The sequence below is a fragment of the Bacillus altaicus genome (genome assembly GCF_042136375.2).
In the GTDB taxonomy this organism is placed as follows: domain Bacteria; phylum Bacillota; class Bacilli; order Bacillales; family Bacillaceae_G; genus Bacillus_A; species Bacillus_A cereus_U.
The window spans coordinates 1,528,529-1,546,718 of the sequence record NZ_CM143394.1 but is presented as its reverse complement, the minus strand read 5'-3'; the positions used below and the strand labels follow the sequence as shown (position 1 = coordinate 1,546,718).

Genomic DNA, 18,190 nt, shown 5'->3' with positions numbered 1-18,190 from the left:
GACGTACCGCCTTTTCTCTTCCTTATAGTTCTTCGCAATTATCTTCGAAATAAGATTGTAGTTTTGCAATTACTTGCATTGGTTCATGACCTTCAATTTCATGACGTTCTACCATCGTTACAATTTTTCCATCTTTCAATAAAGCAAATGATGGAGATGAAGGTGGATATCCTTCAAAATATTCACGAGCTCTTGCTGTTGCTTCTTTATCTTGACCCGCAAATACCGTTACAAGGTGGTTAGGGCGTTTATCATAATGTACGGAATGTGCAGCAGCAGGACGAGCAATGCCACCTGCACAACCACATACAGAGTTTACCATTACAAGTGTTGTACCATTTCTTTTAAATGCTTCTTCGACTGCTTCTGGTGTCGTCAATTCTGTATATCCCGCAGAGACAATCTCTTCACGCGCTTGACGGACAACATCATTCATAAAAAAGTTAAAGTTAATCAATCTTTTCCCTCCTCTAATTCTACCTATTTGTATCTTACCAGTTAATGTTTAGAGAATACAAGTAAGTTTACTTGTATTTGAGCATAGAAAAGGTGTTAGAGCTCTTGCTCTAACACCTTTTCTTAATGCCCTCGATGTTTTTGCTTTGCCTTTTGTACTTTTATTAAACGTCTTCTTTGCTTTTCAGCTTCTCGTTTCTCTTTAGATTGCACTCGCTTTTCTTGTTTATGCAACTCGTAAGATAAACTAATTGCCTCTTGCGCTTTTGTATAACGTTTTTCATTTACTTCTTTGGCCGCTTGCCGTATGATACGCTTAATATTTTTCGGACGCTGTTTTTCTTTAATCTCCACACCAAATCTTGCAAAGTGCTGGAAATACGCTAACATTGGACCATTTACAAATATAAATACTTCTTCATCTGATGGTTCCGTCCCAAAAATATACCTTGCCCCGTACAATTTCCCTTTTTCTTTGCGCGTAATAATTCCCACAAAAAATTGACCATCATGATATACTGTCAACTCCATTGACAGCCCCTCCTTAAAAAAATTAGAAATACTGGACATCCCGGAGGGGAAGGTTACTGACATAAAATCATGCGTCTGGACTACCAACCAGAGCTGTGTTTTTGTATTTCTTCCACTACTATTATATCTTTTTTTCCATAATTTTCATATATTCCACAATCATTTTTTTATGCGATCCTACAATATAATCAGGTAGCTCTGTTACCGGGAAGAATTTAAGCTGAACCGCTTCTTCTTTATTCATAACAAAACTCCCTTCGTATTCATCGGTATAATAGGCTGTCGTTACGGATTGAAACTCATCACCGTTTGTTAATTTTGTAAAATAGTTCGCTCCAGAAAATACATTGATTAATCGGAGGTTCTTTACTTCTATTCCTGTCTCTTCATATACTTCACGGTAAGCTGTTTCTTCTGGTGATTCACCAAGCTCCATTAGCCCGCCAGGCAACCCCCATTTTCCGTAAGGCTCTGTTCTTTGCTGTAATAATACATATCCACTTTCATTTATAACGAGTACAACAGCACCAACTAAAATTAAAGGGCGATGACCAACTACTTTTCGTAATTCCTCTACATATCCCATGGAAACACCTCCCATTTTTTCGTTGTCCACACTATTGTATCATATGTATGAAACGACAAAATGCGTCTATTTTTCATTTTTTTAACAAAACATTTATTTTATGCGCTTCATCTACTGTAGCTAACATAATGGATTCGATTTCTGCACTCTTCTCTAGAAATTCTCTCGCCCACTCTTCTGTTTTTCCTACTAAAGCTAGAACATCTTGCTGAATCCTCCCATCCTTTACTAATACAAAAGAAACTGGAGATCTTCTTCCCGCCACTTTCAGATCAAGCCGCGAAACTGCTTCATATTCTGGATACTGAAATATAGAAACAACACCATTCGCTTCCCACAATGCTAATTTAATCGTTTGAATATCGCTCACATTTCGCATACGAAGTTCCGAAAATAAATATTCCACCGTAATTCTCGCTTTTTTCAAATTGCTAAAATCAATGGAACCATTGTGTATAAGAATAATAGGTGCTGGCTCTAAAAAGCGTCTCCATCTATCCCATTTCAACATTAAGACTGAGCTTATAATGTGAAGTACAACGAGTATGAACGTTGTAATCATCGAGCCGAGTAACCCCACTTTTTCATCAGATAATGCGTTAGAAATATTCCCACCAAGCAATAATACTAATACGACATCTAAAAACCGAAGTTGTGCGATGGACCTTTGTCCCATCGCTTTCGCAACTAATATTAAAAATATGTATGCTATGATAGCTCGAATAACCCATTCACTATTAGATAGATGCCGTGCCCCTTCAAAAATATGCATATGCATCACTTTGCACTCCTTACCCGTCTCAAACTGCTATTCTGTTTTAGTTTGCAACGTTTAAGAGCATATATGTAAAAAAGCTAGTTCGTTTTTACACGAACTAGCTTTTTTACTTAACTGAAAACATATATTTTTTATACGTTTTCCGTACGGACAATATGAGCCCCATCATAATCATATTCGAGAATAAGGAACTTCCCCCATACGATAAGAAAGGTAATGCAATCCCTTTTACAGGCATTAATCCGACGATCATACCAATATTTTGGAATATTTGAACTGTTAATATACCAATAGACCCAGCACATAATAATGTACCGAATAAATTATCAGCAGAATAACCGATAATAATTGTTCGATATAGCAGTAATAGGAACAAGAACACAACTAACGCGGCTACTATAAATCCACCTTCTTCGGCAATTGTAGCGAAAATAAAGTCAGTGTGTTTCTCCGGGATATAGACGTTCCCTTCACCGAATCCTTTCCCTTCCATACCTCCACTACCTACAGCTAAAATCGATTGCTGTGTTTGATAGCCTTCATTTGCATTCTCAAATGGATTTAGCCAACCTATAATACGTGATTGTTGGTGAGGTTTTAACAAAGTAACTAATTTATTAAAGAAGAAATCTGGATATTTTACAAATATAAATATTAATGTAGACAATATGGTCACCGGAATGACTGTACATAACGCAATTAATTTCTTTTGAATTCCTGACATAAATAAAATACATGCGATAGCTGCTGCATATAAGAACACCATACCTGTATCCGGTTGGCTATATACAACGGCCATAGGTGGAAGAGATACTAATATTATCTTTCCGACTAATTTTAAATCAGTCTGGAATGTCCGGGCCATATATTGAGCATTATGTTTCACTGCTAAACTGGCTATTATGAGAAGCAATGAAATTTTGAAAAACTCAGATGGCTGAATTTGTCCAGCTACTGGAAAAACAAACCATCTTTTTGCACCTAATTTTTCAGGTGTGAAACTGGAAACCGGTAGTATTTTCAAAAGAATAAGTGAACCAAACCCAGCGATATAAAGTGGCCAAGACAATTTTTGCCATTGATCTAAGTCGATGCTTGCAACAAGAAGTAACAATACAACCCCAATTATGTAGTTAACACCTTGTTTCAAAGCAAAGTTTGCATCTCCATACTGTCCGGTTTGCTGACTGCTATATATTGCGGCTATACTCGTAACACATAATGCAAACAAAATTAAAATTAGTTTTACATCTAAACTTTTTAGAAAATCGGTACTTCTTTTCATGACATCCTCCTGAAACATTGTTACGGCAAAATAAAAAAACCAGGAGTCAATACTCTTTATGTTTTGACGACTGATTACACATTATCTATAAAACACTTATATAGAATAACTCTCTTTTTCATACAATACAATATATTATACTACAGTTTCGTCAGTAAGATTTGCCAAAAAAATTATTCTTTTCTTATTTTATATCTATATACCATATATCAGCAATGTATTTTCGCAAATTCCTAATACATGATCATTCATTGTAAGATTACTGGGAAAGGTTTGTACATATAGTAGGATACAAATGAAGAAATGAAATAATAAAAAGCTCGCAAATGCGAGCTTTTTATTAATATACAGATGTATTGTTCTCTGACGTGTTTTCTAAAATTTCTTTTACACGTCCTAAGAATTTACCACAAATTAGGCCATCCAGTACACGATGATCAAGTGATAAACATAAGTTAACCATGTCACGAGCACCGAACATACCATTATCCATAATTACTGGGCGTTTTACAATTGATTCAACTTGTAAAATAGCAGCTTGTGGGTAATTAATAATACCCATAGATTGAACAGAACCGAATGATCCTGTGTTATTAATTGTAAATGTTCCGCCTTGCATTTCATCAGCTTTTAATGATTTCGTGCGTACTTTTCCTGCAAGTTCTGTAATTTCACGAGCGATACCTTTAATTGTTTTCTCGTCCGCGTGCTTAATTACTGGTACAAATAGTTCTTCCTCTGTTGCAACAGCGATAGAAAGATTAATGTCTTTCTTCTGAACGATTTTATCGCCAGCCCACATTGAGTTAATTTGAGGATATTCTTTTAACGCTTGTGCTACTGCTTTTACGAAGAAAGCAAAGAACGTTAAGTTAAAGCCTTCACGCTTTTTGAAATCGCCTTTAATTGAGTTACGGTATGACACAAGGTTTGTCACATCTACTTCAATCATCATCCAAGCATGAGGTGCCTCGTGTTTACTGCGTAACATATTTGCTGCAATTGCTTTACGCACACCTGTTACCGGAATCTCGATATCTCCAGGCATTGTCGGCACAGAAACTGGTTTTGCAGCTTCTACTTTTTGCGCTACCGGTGCTACTGCCGCTGATTTTGGTGCTTCTGGACGCTCTGCTACTGCAACAACTTCCTCTTTCTTCGCGCCTACTTGCGGAATATTTCCAGATTCCACTAGCTTTAAAATATCTTTACGAGTAATACGGCCATTTGCCCCCGTACCTTCTACTAAATCTAAATCAACGTTATGCTCGCCCGCAAGTTTTAAAACTGCTGGTGAAAAACGTGGTTTTCCATCAGTTGGTTGTTTTACTTTCGGTGCTTGTTCAGGCGTAGTTACTTCTGCCTTTGGTTCTTCTTTCGTTTTTTCCTCTACAGTTGTTGCTGCTACTTCATCTGCGCCTTCTACTTGAATGACACAAACAACTTCACCTACGGCTAACGTTTCACCTTCGCCAGCTATTAACTCTTTCACAATACCAGTGAAAGAAGATGGTACTTCGGCATTTACTTTGTCCGTCATTACTTCTGCAAGCGGATCATACTTGTTTACGTGATCGCCAACATTAACGAGCCATTTACTAATTGTACCCTCTGTAACGCTCTCCCCGAGCTGAGGCATTGTGATATTTTCTACAGCCATGTATAGTCCCCCCGATTAAAATTCCGCAAGTTCACGCATTGCTTTTTCAACTTTATCTGGATTTACCATAAAGAATTTTTCCATTGTTGGTGCATATGGCATTGCCGGAACGTCTGGTCCTGCAAGACGTGCGATTGGCGCATCTAAATCAAACAGACAATTTTCAGCAATAATTGCTGCCACTTCACTCATAATACTTCCTTCTTTATTGTCTTCTGTTACAAGAAGAACTTTACCTGTTTTAGAAGCTGCTTCAATAATCGCTTCTTTATCTAACGGATATACTGTTCTTAAATCAAGAATGTGTGCAGAGATTCCATCTTGTGCTAACTTCTCAGCTGCTTGAAGAGCAAAGTGAACACATAATCCGTAAGTGATAACAGTAATATCATCACCTTCGCGTTTCACATCTGCTTTTCCGATTGGTAATACATAGTCATCTTCTGGCACTTCACCTTTAATTAAGCGATATGCACGCTTATGTTCAAAGAATAATACTGGATCTTCATCACGAATTGCAGCTTTTAATAAGCCTTTTGCATCATATGGTGTAGAAGGGATAACAATTTTTAAACCTGGTTGGTTTGCAAACATCGCTTCTACAGATTGTGAATGATACAATGCACCGTGAACACCGCCACCAAATGGCGCACGCACTGTAATTGGACAAGTCCAATCATTATTAGAACGATAACGAATTTTTGCTGCCTCAGAAACAATTTGGTTTACTGCTGGCATGATGAAATCAGCAAACTGCATTTCAGCGATTGGACGCATACCATACATTGCCGCACCAATTGCTACCCCAGCAATTGCAGATTCTGCAAGCGGTGCATCAAGCGCACGATCTTCACCAAATTGATCATACAAACCGTGTGTCGCTTTAAAAACGCCACCTTTTTTACCAACATCTTCTCCTAATACGAATACTTTCTCATCGCGTTCCATTTCTTCGCGCATTGCTAATGTAATAGCTTCAATATAAGACATTACAGCCATGAAACGTTCCCCCCTATTCTGCGTATACGTGCTTCAATGCATCTTCAGGTGCTGCATACGGAGCATTTTCTGCATATTCTGTTGCTTCGTTTACGATATGCATAATTTCATCTAACATTTGTTTTTCAAATTCCTCAGTTAACACGCCAACTTCTTTTAAATAAGCTGCAAATGTTATTATTGAATCTTTTTTCTTCGCTTCTTCTACTTCTTCTTTATCACGGTAAACACGATCATCGTCGTCACTAGAATGTGCTGTTAAACGATATGATACTGCTTCAATTAAAGTCGGGCCTTCACCACGACGGCCACGGTCTGCTGCTTCTTTTACAGCTTTATATACTGCAAGCGGATCGTTTCCGTCTACTGTATATCCTGGCATACCGTAACCAATTGCACGATCTGATACGTTTTTACATGCTAATTGTTTTTCAACCGGAATAGAGATTGCATATTTATTATTTTCACACATGAAAATAACAGGTAGTTTGTGTACACCAGCAAAGTTTGCACCTTCATGGAAATCACCTTGGTTGGAAGAACCTTCTCCGAATGTAACAAACGTTACTAAATCTTTCTTCTCCATTTTTCCAGCTAATGCAATACCAACCGCATGAGGTACTTGTGTTGTTACTGGAGATGAACCTGTAACAATACGATTTTTCTTTTGACCGAAGTGACCAGGCATTTGACGACCACCAGAGTTTGGATCTCCAGCTTTCGCGAAAGCAGATAACATAAGCTCTTTAGCTGTCATACCAAACGCTAATACAACACCCATATCACGGTAGTATGGTAATGCATAATCTTTTTCACGATCAAGAGCGAACGATGCGCCAACTTGTGCAGCCTCTTGTCCTTGACAAGAAATTACGAATGGAATTTTACCTGCACGATTTAGTAACCACATACGTTCGTCGATTTTTCGCGCAAGTAACATCGTACGGTACATTTCTAATACTTGCTCATCACTTAAGCCAAGCTCTTCATGGCGCTTTTCTTTTACTTCTGCCATTTTTCATAACCTCCTAAATCCACATTTTTATGCGTGTAACGCTCTTCCATCTACAGCTAATGCAGCTTCACCAATTGCCTCAGATAATGATGGATGCGGATGAATTGTATGTGCTACTTCCCAAGGTGTTGCATCAAGTACTCTTGCAAGACCAGCTTCAGAAATCATATCTGTTACATGTGGTCCGATCATATGAACACCAAGAATGTCATTTGTTTCTTCATCAACTACAAGTTTTACAAAACCGTCTGATTCTCCGTATACAAGTGCCTTTCCGATTGCACGGAATGAGAATTTACCTACTTTTAACTTATAGCCTTTTTCTTTTGCTTCTCGTTCTGTTAAACCGACAGAAGCAACTTCCGGACTGCTATATACGCATTTCGATACCATAGAATAATCAATTGGTGTAACTTCTTTACCAGCAATATGTTCTACAGCAACAATTCCTTCATGCGAAGCAACGTGAGCAAGTTGTAGGCCACCGATTACATCTCCAATTGCGTAAATATGAGATTCCTTCGTTTGATAAAACTCATTTGTTTGAATGTATCCTTTTTCCACAACAATATCTGTGTTCTCTAAGCCCATATTTTGCGTATTGGCTTGTCTTCCTACAGATACAAGCATTTTTTCTGCTTTAAATGCTTTATTCTCACCGTTATGTTCAGCTTGAATTGTTACTCCATTATCTTTTACCAATGTTTCTGGTAATACTTTTGCACCAGTTACCACTTTAATACCTTTTTTCTTGAATAGACGCTGCATTTCTTTTGAAACGTCATTATCCTCTAGTGGTAATATGTTTTTCGCATACTCTAATACTGTAACTTCTACACCGAAGTCAGCAAGCATAGATGCCCACTCAATACCGATTACACCGCCACCAACGATAATGATCGAACTAGGAAGCGTTTCCATTTTTAGGGCATGGTCCGAAGACATTACATACTCTCCGTCTAACTCTAATCCTGGTAATGAATTTGGACGAGAACCTGTTGCAACAAGTACATTTTTTGGAATTAACATTTCATTCTCTTCTCCACTTGCAAGTTCAACTGAAATTGTACCTGGCATTGGAGAGAAAATAGATGGACCAAGAATACGGCCAATACCTTCAAACACATCAATTTTACCTTGTTTCATTAAATGCTGAACGCCTTTATGAAGCTGCGTTACAATCTTCTCTTTACGCTCTTGTACTTTAGCAAAGTTTAGTTCTACATTACTTGCAATAACTCCGAACTCTTCTCCTTTTTTAGCAGTTGCGTATACTTCCGCACTACGTAAAAGAGCTTTACTAGGAATACATCCTTTGTGTAAACAAGTACCACCAAGATTTTCTTTTTCAACAAGTGCAGTTTTTAACCCTAGTTGTGATGCACGAATAGCAGCAACATATCCGCCAGTACCGCCGCCAACGATGACTAAATCATATTCTCTTGCCATTATCTCAACCCCTAGCTACTGTTTGTTTTTCTCGTACAACATACTCTTTCGGCGCTTCTTCTTCACGTAATACACGAAGTGCTCCTTCTGCTAACGCTTGTAATTCATCTTCTCCTGGATGTACGATAACATCTGCAATCCAGTGAACACGTTCTTTTATTTCATCGACAAGAATTTTACTGTACGCAAGTCCACCAGTTAATACGATTGCATCGATTTTCCCGTGAAGTACAGCACTAGCTCCGCCAATCTCTTTTGCAACTTGATATGCCATTGCTTTATAAATAAGAGTTGCTTCAGGATCACCTTTTTCAACCATTTGTTCTACTTTAATTGCATCGTTTGTACCGATAAGACTTACAAGTCCACCTTGTCCGACAAGTTTTTTAACCATTTCGTCTCGGTAATACTCACCAGAGAAACACATTTCAACTAATTGTCCTACTGGTACCGTACCAGCACGCTCTGGACTAAATGGTCCTTCTCCGTTTAAGCCATTATTAACATCGATAACTTTTCCTTTTTTATGAGCACCAACTGTAATACCGCCGCCCATATGTGTAACTAATAAATTTAAATCCTCATATTTGTGATTTAATTCATCTGCTACTTTACGAGCAACCGCTTTTTGGTTTAATGCATGGAAAATACTTTTACGTTCCATACCAGCAATACCGCTAATACGAGCAATTGGCTCCATTTCATCTACAACGACAGGATCCACAATGAATGCAGGAATATTTAATCCAGAAGCGATTTCATAAGCTAGAATGCCTCCGAGATTTGAAGCGTGATGACCGCTAAATCCGTTTTTTAAATCTTCTAACATTGAATCGTTTACTGTGTACGTGCCACCTTCGATTGGACGAAGTAATCCACCACGCCCACAAACAGCGTTCAATTTTGAAATGTTAATACCATGAGAATGTAGCACTTCTAAAATTGTTTCTTTTCGAAATTCATATTGATCGATAATTCGCTTATATTTTCCAATCTGTTCTTCATCATGACGAATTGTTTCTTCTAAAACGGGTCTTTCATTATCAAAAACACCAATTTTTGTGGATGTACTACCCGGATTAATAACAAGAATTCGATTTAAGGACAATGTTGCTACCTCCACTAATAAATTTAAAAGGAAGTGGAAACCTCATAAGAGGTAACCACACCTTTCGTAAAAGTTGTATATGAATGATTAGCGACGGCTAATAATGTCGTGACCGTTGCGTAAGTATGTGCTACGAGTGTTTTTCAAGCTTGCAATGCGCTCTTCAGCTAGACGATCTGCTGCTACATAAGTTGCTATGCCATCGCGTTTTGAAATTTCGATTACTTTTGCAATTGTGTCATAAATAGACTCAACACGTTTTAATGCACGTTCTCTATTGTATCCATATAATTCGTCTGCTACGTTAATTACGCCACCTGCATTAATAACATAGTCTGGTGCGTATACAATACCCATTTCATGAATGATGTCGCCGTGACGATCTTCTTTTAATTGGTTATTTGCAGAACCTGCGATTACTTTTGCTTTAAGTTGTGGAATAGTTTCATCATTAACTGTTGCGCCTAATGCACATGGTGCGTAAATATCACATTCAACACCGTAAATTTCATTTGGCTCAACTGCTGTTGCACCGAATTCTTCTACTGCACGTTGTACAGCTTCTTTATTAATATCTGTAACGATTAATTTTGCTCCTTCAGCGTGTAAATGTTTGCATAGGTGATATGCTACGTTACCAACACCTTGAATAGAAATTACTCTTCCTTCTAGGTTATCTGTACCGAACGCTTCTTTTGCAGCTGCTTTCATACCACGGTAAACACCGTATGCTGTTACTGGAGATGGGTTACCAGAAGAACCGAATGATGGTGAAATCCCTGTTACAAAATCAGTTTCTTCATGGATAATATCCATATCATCTACTGTTGTACCAACATCTTCAGCTGTAATGTAACGTCCGTTTAGTCCTTGAATGTAGCGTCCTAATGCACGGAACATCGCTTCGCTTTTATCTTTACGTGGATCACCGATAATTACTGTTTTTGCACCACCTAAGTTTAAACCAGCTGCTGCATTTTTGTATGTCATCCCTTTTGCAAGACGCAATGCATCTTCAATCGCCGCTTCTTCAGAATCATATGTCCACATTCTTGTTCCACCAAGAGCTGGTCCAAGTGTTGTATCATGGATTGCAATGATTGCTTTTAAACCAGATTCTTTATCTTGACAAAATACCACTTGCTCATAATCATATTTTTCTAAGTATTCGAAGATTTCTAATGTCATTGTCGTTTCCCCCTAATTGTTTTACCCTATTTGGTTTATTTTGAAGCAGTCGCAACTGCCAATGCTAATGAATATACTTTTGTTTCTGCTGAATCAGCACGTGATGTTAAAACAATCGGTGCTTTAGCGCCAGCAATCATCGCTCCTACCTTTGCATTTGCAAAATAGACGAGTGATTTATATAGCACATTTCCAGCTTCAATCGTTGGGACGAGTAAAATGTCTGCCTTACCTGCTACATCACTTACTATGCCTTTATGTTCTGCTGCAATTTGTGATACTGCATTATCTAAAGCAAGTGGTCCATCAACGACACAATTTTTAATTTGTCCGCGGCGATTCATTTGAGTTAACATCGCTGCATCAATTGTCGCTTGCATCGCAGGATTAACAACCTCTACCGCTGCAATTGGTGCTACCTTTGGCAAATCAATTCCTATTGCCTGGGCAACTTCTACAGTATTTTGTATAATAGCAGCTTTTTGTGTTACATCAGGTGCAATGTTCATCGCTGCGTCTGTAACAAAAATAAGACGATCGTAATTTGGAACTTCAAACGCTGCAACGTGTGAAAGCACGCTGCCCTTACGAAGTCCCCACTCTTTATTTAATACAGCTTTCAAAATATTTGCTGTTGGGATGTTCCCCTTCATTAGTACATCTGCTTCGCCATTGCTTACAGCTTTAACAGAAAGTTCTGCAGCCTCAGCACTTGACGCTGCTGCAATCACTTCAATATGTTCTGAAGTTTGTAACCCATGCTCTTGTAGCATCCCTATTATTTTCTCTTGATTTCCATATAGACGAAATTGAGCTAGCTGTAACTTGATTGCTTTCGCTACAGCTTCAATTACTTCATGATCTTCAGCTACTGCTACAGCCACAGTTTTTTTAGGCTGTCCTGCTGCTTGATCAATTAAGTGTTCTAACTTCATATTTTGTAATCAACCCTTTCCGTCGTCCCTCGTCTATTCATTAAGCAAATACCGTGCCAACTTTTAAAATTGGTCTTACCAATAATGAAAACGCATTCAAAATGCAGTAAAATCAATACTTTGGAAAACAACTAAATATTCTGTCTCGTTTTGTCGCTTTTTGTATACCATGCAATAAATTGCATGGTGCGCAATTTATTGCATGCTATTTTTTGCACAGTCGTGCTTTTCTAGCTTGTAATATAAGTTTCGAACTGAAATTCCTAACGCTTTTGCAGTCTTCGTTTTGTTCCCATCAAATTTCTCTAAATATTCACGGATAATATTCCCCTCAAATTCTGTCACTAGGTGTTCAAGGGCCTTCTCTTCTAATTCAGGTAATAAATTATTTTGTTTCGTCTCTACTTGTTCTTCTTTATGTAAAGGCGGTAAATGATGTACATCAATATATATCTCGTTATAATTCATAAAGATAATAGCTCGTCCTAAAATATTTTCAAGTTCCCTAACATTCCCTGGCCATTCATATGATTGTAAATACGAAATGGCTGAATCGGTGAGTCCTTCTACATTACGACCATAATCTTGATTAATTTTTTGAATTAACCTTTCTGCAATCGCTGGTATGTCTCCTTTACGCTGACGAAGGGAAGGGATTTGAATCGGGATTTTATTTAAACGATAATATAAGTCCTCTCTGAACTTCCCTTCTAAAATAGCTTTTTCTAAATTCACATGCGTCGCAGCAATCACTCGAACATTAATAGGTATCGCTTTCGTTCCCCCTACTTTCACAATTTCTTTTTCTTGTAGTACACGAAGGAGCTTCGCTTGCGTATTTGCAGATAACTCTCCGATTTCATCTAAAAAAACACTTCCATTATTCGCTTCTTCAAAGAATCCTCGTTTCCCGCCTCTTTTCGCTCCAGAAAACGCGCCTTCCTCATAACCGAATAATTCACTTTCTAATAAGGTCTCAGAAATAGCAGCACAGTTTACTCGTACAAACTTATTGTATTTTCGATTACTACCGTTATGAATAGCGTGTGCAAATAACTCTTTCCCCGTACCTGATTCCCCTCTAAGCAATACTGTTGCCGGTGTATTCGCTCCAAGTTTTGCTTGTTCAATAGCTGCCGTCGTTTCATCTGAATCACCAACAATATCATCAAATGAATATTTTGCTTCTAACGTTCGAATGATTTGTCTTGCCCTATTCAATTCATTTGTTAACTTTTGAATTTCTGATACATCGCGAATTACCCCGACGCTCCCTTTCAATATTCCATCAACAATAACCGGTGCTACATTTACAATTACATCTCGCTTTTTTTGCCCAATCTTCATATGTATTCCTCGTACCGCTCGGCGCGTCCGAAGTACTTTCATATGCATACTTTCACCTTCTACAATATCAGTTGTAGCTGGCTTCCCTATAATATCCTCTTCGGTTAAACCCGTTAACTTCGTATAAGCAGGGTTTATAACTAACCCTCTTCCTTTCTCATCAACAACCGAAATCGCTTCCTCAGATGAGTTAATAATCGCCTCAAGTAGCGTTTGAATTTCTTTTAAATCTGTAACTTCTTCCGCTAAATCTACAACTTCTGTAATATCTTTAAAAATCGCAAATGCGCCTTGAACTTCTCCATCTTCTTTTAATATCGGGATACGCGTTGTAATGATCTTATTTTCATTCTCTAACGTCAGTTCATGATTCACTTCTATTTTTTTCGTGCGTATAATACGAAGCAACTTACTCGTTGGAATAACTTCTAAAATATATTTTCCTATCGCCTCTTCTTTCTTATATCCGATAATACGCTCTGCACTTTTATTAAACAGACGAACTTGTCCCTCTTGATCTATAACAATCATACCGTCATGCGTTGAATTTAAAATTAAATTTCCTTGTTGCGTCTGTTCTTCTAGCTTCCCAATTAAGCTTTCCTTCTCATGCGCTAGTTTCGTAACAATTTTTGCAATATCCCCTGGTATAAGAAGGGTGTCTTTATGCTTGCTTCCCAATAAAACTTTATGTAAATCATAATCACCTGTCATATCAAACATTACATCAATATGCATAGAAAGAAACGGAGTTACACTATCACTAATCGGAATCCCATATTCCTTTGCAATTTGTAGTCCCTTCGCCATTGGATTACTATCAATAATCCCTATAATTTGAAATATATTCGAATTTTGTAACAGACCTAGCAGTGTACTTCCACCTTCACCCGCTCCAACAATTAACACCTTTTGTTTCATACATTACACTTCCTCTCGAAGTATCTCTGCAAAATTTTTCACATCCTTATCTTACTCGTTCAGCAATCTCTTGACAAACCCCCTTTTCATATAACATCATTAAAATAAACAAAATAATCTGAAAAGGGGCGTTATGTATGCAGCGTTACCTCGCTCTATCATTAGCACTCATCCCGATTTCATTAGCCGTGCTTGGTATTAAACTAATGAGAGATACTGTATTTGGGATTTTATTCTCCCCAATCCCTATATTATGGTTACAATTTTTAATCGGCGCTCTTTGCTTTGCACTCGGGTTTTATATTTTCGGCGGCTTCGTCTTACACAGAGATCGTAAGAGAAATAAAGTGCAAGCCCGCTTCAGAAGATAGAACAAAGTTTTCACATACCGATAAAAAAATGAGACCATTATATTAGGTCTCATTTTTTATCGGTAATAAAGTTCTTGCTGTTTCAGGATAATCAGTAATAATCGCCGATATGTTCATATCAAAATATTTACGCATAAGCGTTTCTTCATTTATCGTGTAAGGACGAACCTCTACACCACTTTCCATCGTTAATTCAGCGATGGCATCTTGAAGATAACGATAATTCGGATGCACTGCAGTAGCACCCATCTTTTTTGCATATGCCCACGGGCTATGCAAACCTTCACGATACAAAATAGCTGTTTGAATATCAGGAGCCATCATATGGCACCGTTTCATACTATAGTGGTTAAACGAAGAAAATATAACACGATCCTCCAGACTAAACTTACGCACAAGTGTTATAACCTCTTCTTCTAAACCTCTGTATGGAATTTTATCATTTTTAAGTTCAATATTAAGTAGCAATTGCGTTTTTTCAAGCCATTCCAGTACCTCTTCTAAAAGAGGAATTTTACAAAAGCCTACTTTTTCACTAAATTTATAACTTGCATCTAACTTACATAAATCTTCGTATAAATAATTCCGAACAGCACCTTTTCCATTCGTCGTTCGATTCACAGTTTCATCATGAATAACGACAACTTTTCCATCTTTCGTTAATTGAACATCAAGTTCAATTCCGTCTGCCCCGAAAGCCTCTGCTGCTTCAAATGAAATTATTGTATTTTCCGGATACGTTCCCGCCGCACCACGATGCGCAAATATAAGAGTCATCCTCACTCCCCCAATCTTATGCTATACTATACGAAAAAGGAGGTACTTCTATGAGACCATTACAAATTTCTCCAGACACTGCAGTCCGCCTATCAAAAGCGTTAGGTGTTCCACTTGAACAACTTATGCATATGCCTCAGCATATTTTAATACAAAAGTTAGTTGAATTAGAAAAACAAAATAAAGACGAAGAATAATATAGTCCTGTTTTGCAGGGCTTTTTATTATCACCTATTATATCACGGATAACTTACCCACTAAAATTATGAATGCACAGAACAACAAAATAAAAAACCCCTATATAACAAAATAAAAGATCAACGAGTGTTTTAAACTCATTGATCTTTTATAAAAAAATTTATTTTGAATATACTAATCTCAGCTAGCCTTATGTTCAAGTCTCAGCTTATCCGCAACCATTGCGATGAACTCGGAATTCGTAGGTTTTGCTTTTGACATCGATACAGTATAACCAAATAAGGACGAAATAGAATCAATATTCCCACGGCTCCAAGCTACTTCAATTGCGTGACGGATTGCGCGCTCGACACGACTTGCTGTTGTATTATATTTCTTTGCGATATCTGGATATAATACTTTCGTAATAGATCCTAGTAATTCGATATCATTGTACACCATAGAGATTGCTTCTCGTAAGTACATATATCCTTTAATATGAGCGGGTACACCAATTTCATGAATGATACTTGTAATACTCGCATCTAAGTTTTTCGGTTTGCCATCGATCGTTGTTGCTGATCGGAAAGATGGTAATGGACGTCTAATGGTAGCATTTTCCTTACCACTAACTTGACGAATATGACTTGTTAAATTCTCCATATCAAATGGTTTTAATATGAAATATGATGCCCCTAAATCAACCGCTTTTTTCGTCACATCTTCTTGTCCGAATGCTGTCAACATAATAACGTTAGGTTGTCTTAGCCTTTCAATATGTCGCATTTTCTCTAGCACAGCTAGACCATCTAAATGTGGCATAATAATGTCTAAAACGAGTATATCAGGCTGCTTTTCTTTCAATAAGTTTAAACATTCTTGACCATTGTAAGCAATTCCAATCACTTCCATATCATCCTGAGCAGCAACATAGCTCTCTAGCATCGATACCAATTCTTTATTATCATCCACAAGACATACTTTAATTTTCTCCACAGTTTTTCCTCCCTTACCGAATCGATTCTTCCGACATGTGTAAGCTTCTAGGCTACATGAATTGTTCGACAATTGTGTGAAAATTCCCTTTAAAGTTTCTTACTTTCCGATAAAATCACAAAAAAATATGTTTATCGTTCATTTTTTTCCTTTCGCAACACATTCCATCATAGAATTACAGCGAAACGTTCAACCCTTTGCTTATATCTTACAACAAAAAACAGCTCTTGCGGAGCTTTTACAAAATTTCAACGAATTTTTCAAAAGAAAAGCGAGCTAATATGTATTAGCTCGCTTTTTTCTCTTGATCATAAATATTAATTCCAGCCTCATGTAACATCCATTCAATATGAACACCGTATCCTGACGTTGGATCATTTACAAATACATGTGTAACCGCACCAATTACTTTCCCATTTTGTACAATCGGACTTCCACTCATTCCTTGTACAATACCACCCGTTTTTGCTAGTAAACGTTTATCTGTCACTTTTATAACCATACCTTTTGTAGCCGGGAACTTTTGTGGTACTGTACTAACAACTTCAATATCAAACGCTTCCACCTTATCTCGATCAATAACTGTTAATATTTTCGCTGGCCCTTCTTTTACTTGATTGGATAATGCGATAGGCATTGCTTTATCCATTATGCCGTTTGTCATATTTGTATTTAATTTCCCAAAAATACCATACGGGCTATTTATTGTAATATTACCAATCACTTCACGATCCGGTGAAAATCTTGCTAATTTTTCTCCCGGGTTCCCGTGACTTCCTCTTTCAATAGACGTTACTGTCGAACGCATAATTTGTCCATCTTCTACTTGAATTGGCTTTTTTGTATCATTATCGGAAATTACATGACCAAGCGCTCCGTATTTCATAGAATCTGGATGTACAAACGTCATCGTTCCGATACCAGCTGCTGAATCACGAATATACAATCCAATTCGGTAAGAAGATTCACCATTATCTTTTTGTGGTGTTAGCTTAGCACGAATATATTTTCCATCCCTTAATAAAACAAGATTAAGCGGTTCACCTGTTTCTCCACTATTATGAATAAATGGTGCTACATCACTCATTCTTTCAATTGTTTTACCATTGATTTCAGTAATCATATCTCCAATCTGTACACCAGCTGTTTCACCAGGAGATACTTTACCCTTTTCAGTTTGAATTAAATGATGGCCTACAACAAGTACACCTTTTGTGTTCAATTTTACACCAATCGATTGTCCACCTGGAATAACTTTAAAATCTTTTAATACTTTCACATTTACTTTTTTCACTGGAAAACCAGCAAGTTGAAACACCATATCAGCTTCACCATTTTGGTGAGAATTTACCATAAGTTCTTGTTCATTTGAACTTACAGTAAATACATTACGATTTGTAGATGAAGCCTTAAAAACTGGTAATGATGCTATTTCTGATTGTTGTCCTTCAAAAACAACAAGTTGCTTCGGCGATGAAATAAACGTTCGAAGCGGTTTAAAACATCCAATAAAAACTAGAGAAACAAGGAGACAAAGACCTATTATTTTTCGAAATCTTTCTAATTTCAATTTGTTCACTCTCCTCGCTCCTACCCACATTCAGCCTCTTG

18 protein-coding genes are annotated in these 18,190 nt (G+C 37.4%); 2 read left to right on the top strand and 16 right to left on the bottom strand.

All coding sequences use genetic code 11. The features are described 5' to 3' along the window. Nucleotides 1-22: 22 nt before the first annotated feature. From ACE38F_RS08175 to ACE38F_RS08115, 13 genes are all read right to left on the bottom strand, one after another. Nucleotides 23-436 carry a BrxA/BrxB family bacilliredoxin gene (locus ACE38F_RS08175; RefSeq protein WP_002015097.1) on the bottom strand — a complete coding sequence of 138 codons (414 nt, stop codon included), beginning with the start codon at nt 434-436 and terminating at the stop codon, nt 23-25. 143 nt (nt 437-579) lie between these two features. After that, nucleotides 580-987, bottom strand: a complete 408-nt coding sequence (locus tag ACE38F_RS08170; RefSeq protein WP_215554130.1) for a YjdF family protein — start codon at nt 985-987, stop codon at nt 580-582. A 121-nt stretch (nt 988-1,108) separates the two neighbouring features. Further along, entirely contained in the window at nt 1,109-1,573 is a 465-nt protein-coding gene (locus tag ACE38F_RS08165; RefSeq protein ID WP_375369501.1) for an NUDIX hydrolase, read from the bottom strand. A 73-nt stretch (nt 1,574-1,646) separates the two neighbouring features. After that, a complete protein-coding gene (locus tag ACE38F_RS08160; protein ID WP_002165088.1) occupies nt 1,647-2,351 on the bottom strand; it encodes a DUF421 domain-containing protein in 705 nt (234 codons plus the stop codon). 106 nt (nt 2,352-2,457) lie between these two features. Next, nucleotides 2,458-3,636: an FtsW/RodA/SpoVE family cell cycle protein gene (locus ACE38F_RS08155; RefSeq protein ID WP_341305888.1), complete on the bottom strand. Its 1,179-nt coding sequence runs from the start codon at nt 3,634-3,636 to the stop codon at nt 2,458-2,460. A gap of 340 nt (nt 3,637-3,976) precedes the next feature. Continuing rightward, nucleotides 3,977-5,296: a dihydrolipoamide acetyltransferase family protein gene (locus ACE38F_RS08150; RefSeq protein WP_375369503.1), complete on the bottom strand. Its 1,320-nt coding sequence runs from the start codon at nt 5,294-5,296 to the stop codon at nt 3,977-3,979. A gap of 15 nt (nt 5,297-5,311) precedes the next feature. Further along, entirely contained in the window at nt 5,312-6,295 is a 984-nt protein-coding gene (gene bfmBAB, locus ACE38F_RS08145; protein WP_215554133.1) for a 3-methyl-2-oxobutanoate dehydrogenase subunit beta, read from the bottom strand. A gap of 13 nt (nt 6,296-6,308) precedes the next feature. Further along, nucleotides 6,309-7,310, bottom strand: a complete 1,002-nt coding sequence (bfmBAA, locus tag ACE38F_RS08140; RefSeq protein WP_215554134.1) for a 3-methyl-2-oxobutanoate dehydrogenase subunit alpha — start codon at nt 7,308-7,310, stop codon at nt 6,309-6,311. Nucleotides 7,311-7,337: 27 nt separating this feature from the next. Next, nucleotides 7,338-8,759: a dihydrolipoyl dehydrogenase gene (gene lpdA / locus ACE38F_RS08135; protein WP_002111728.1), complete on the bottom strand. Its 1,422-nt coding sequence runs from the start codon at nt 8,757-8,759 to the stop codon at nt 7,338-7,340. A 4-nt stretch (nt 8,760-8,763) separates the two neighbouring features. Continuing rightward, nucleotides 8,764-9,867 (bottom strand): butyrate kinase, encoded by a 1,104-nt coding sequence (gene buk, locus ACE38F_RS08130; protein ID WP_088079347.1) that lies wholly within the window; start codon nt 9,865-9,867, stop codon nt 8,764-8,766. Between the two features lie 87 nt (nt 9,868-9,954). Beyond that, nucleotides 9,955-11,055 carry a leucine dehydrogenase gene (locus ACE38F_RS08125; RefSeq protein WP_002145827.1) on the bottom strand — a complete coding sequence of 367 codons (1,101 nt, stop codon included), beginning with the start codon at nt 11,053-11,055 and terminating at the stop codon, nt 9,955-9,957. A 35-nt stretch (nt 11,056-11,090) separates the two neighbouring features. Continuing rightward, nucleotides 11,091-11,990: a phosphate butyryltransferase gene (gene yqiS / locus ACE38F_RS08120; protein WP_215554135.1), complete on the bottom strand. Its 900-nt coding sequence runs from the start codon at nt 11,988-11,990 to the stop codon at nt 11,091-11,093. A 195-nt stretch (nt 11,991-12,185) separates the two neighbouring features. Continuing rightward, complete coding sequence (locus tag ACE38F_RS08115) at nt 12,186-14,258, bottom strand: sigma 54-interacting transcriptional regulator (RefSeq protein WP_375369505.1); 2,073 nt, start codon at nt 14,256-14,258, stop codon at nt 12,186-12,188. 137 nt (nt 14,259-14,395) lie between these two features. Here ACE38F_RS08115 and ACE38F_RS08110 point away from each other — a divergent pair, with 137 nt between their 5' ends. After that, nucleotides 14,396-14,629 carry a DUF2627 domain-containing protein gene (locus tag ACE38F_RS08110; protein ID WP_002111735.1) on the top strand — a complete coding sequence of 78 codons (234 nt, stop codon included), beginning with the start codon at nt 14,396-14,398 and terminating at the stop codon, nt 14,627-14,629. 42 nt (nt 14,630-14,671) lie between these two features. Here ACE38F_RS08110 and ACE38F_RS08105 read toward each other — a convergent pair whose 3' ends face one another. Next, entirely contained in the window at nt 14,672-15,406 is a 735-nt protein-coding gene (locus ACE38F_RS08105; RefSeq protein ID WP_215554137.1) for a glycerophosphodiester phosphodiesterase, read from the bottom strand. A 50-nt stretch (nt 15,407-15,456) separates the two neighbouring features. Here ACE38F_RS08105 and ACE38F_RS08100 point away from each other — a divergent pair, with 50 nt between their 5' ends. After that, entirely contained in the window at nt 15,457-15,603 is a 147-nt protein-coding gene (locus tag ACE38F_RS08100; protein ID WP_001247671.1) for a YycC family protein, read from the top strand. Nucleotides 15,604-15,784: 181 nt separating this feature from the next. Here the strand turns inward: ACE38F_RS08100 and spo0A are convergent, their stop codons facing one another. Beyond that, on the bottom strand, nt 15,785-16,579 hold the full coding sequence (spo0A, locus tag ACE38F_RS08095; RefSeq protein ID WP_215554156.1) for a sporulation transcription factor Spo0A: 795 nt from the start codon (nt 16,577-16,579) through the stop codon (nt 15,785-15,787). A gap of 286 nt (nt 16,580-16,865) precedes the next feature. Further along, nucleotides 16,866-18,158 carry a SpoIVB peptidase gene (gene spoIVB / locus ACE38F_RS08090; RefSeq protein ID WP_375369506.1) on the bottom strand — a complete coding sequence of 431 codons (1,293 nt, stop codon included), beginning with the start codon at nt 18,156-18,158 and terminating at the stop codon, nt 16,866-16,868. Between the last annotated feature and the right edge of the window lie 32 nt (nt 18,159-18,190).